At 59.4% G+C, this 1,082-nt stretch carries 2 protein-coding genes; both read left to right on the forward strand.

Features of this window, described 5'->3' with window-relative positions; all coding sequences use genetic code 11:
• The first annotated feature begins 33 nt into the window (after positions 1-33).
• Positions 34-561 (forward strand): winged helix-turn-helix domain-containing protein, encoded by a 528-nt coding sequence (locus tag HNQ08_RS27070; protein ID WP_184138572.1) that lies wholly within the window; start codon positions 34-36, stop codon positions 559-561.
• Positions 540-1,061: an IS630 family transposase gene (locus HNQ08_RS27075; RefSeq protein WP_179162871.1), complete on the forward strand. Its 522-nt coding sequence runs from the start codon at positions 540-542 to the stop codon at positions 1,059-1,061. The genes HNQ08_RS27070 and HNQ08_RS27075 overlap by 22 nt, the downstream gene beginning before the upstream one ends.
• Positions 1,062-1,082 lie beyond the last annotated feature (21 nt).

Consider the following 1,082-nt stretch of genomic DNA (forward strand, 5'->3'; position numbering starts at 1 on the left):
TAAGTAGATCGCGAATAAGAAGTAGAATTAGGGATGGGTCGTCCCGCACGACAGATCGAGATCAGCGAAGCCGCCGACCAACAGCTCCATGCACTGGAGTTCAATGTGCATGTCCACCCGAAAGTGCGATTCCGTGCGACCCTACTCCGCCTGCACCGCGCGGGATGGACCGTCGCACAACTCGCGCAGCACTTTGAACGAAATCCTCAAGCAGTCCACAACGATCTCACCCGGTTTGAACAGCACGGTGTGCTGGGGCTTGCCGATGGGCAAGCCCCAGGGAAGCCATTGCTGGTCACACCGCAGATGGAACAGTTCCTGCGCGAGAAACTGCGTGAAGATCGCTTCTGGACGGCCGCCCTGTTGTGTCAGGCAGTGGCTGAACAGGTCCACGTGCGGGTCAGCCCACGGACTATGACCCAGCATCTGCACCGTCTCGGCTACACCTGGAAGCGGGCGAGGTACTCGCCCGCCAAAACCCTGGAGCCGGCGGTGCAGCACGAACACGCCGCGTCCATCGAGACGTTAAAAAGGGGGCATTGGACGGCAAACTCCGCTTAAGCTTTCTGGATCAGACCGGATTGGGTCTGATGCTCTCGATCGGTGCGACCTGGACGCCTCGGGGCTCGGGCTGTCAGTTTGAGATCCCCACGCGGTGGGGATCGAACGGCCGGATCAACCTGATGGGCTGTCTCACCCTCGACAGCGCCGTGACCCGTTTGGACGTGCGGGAACTGAACGGGAACTGCACCGGCGAACAGGTCATTGAGTTTCTCGACACCTTCGCCCAGCGCTGTGATCCACAGCGCTGGACCGTCGTCGTTCTGGACAATGCGCCCTTTCACAAGGGCGCAGCGCTGCGTCAGCGAATCCCGCACTGGGAGACCCTGGGCTTATATCTCCGGTATCTGCCGCCCTACGCGCCAATGTTGAACCTGATTGAGGCCGTCTGGCGACGACTTAAGGGATTTTTGCTGCCCAGGCGCTGCTATGACACTGTCGCCGAATTGCGCAAGGCCCTCTACGCGGCCTTAACGGTTCTGGACGCTCAATTTATCTAAAAACTATTCGCGATCTACTTA

Source organism: Deinococcus humi (assembly GCF_014201875.1).
In the GTDB taxonomy this organism is placed as follows: Bacteria; Deinococcota; Deinococci; order Deinococcales; family Deinococcaceae; genus Deinococcus; species Deinococcus humi.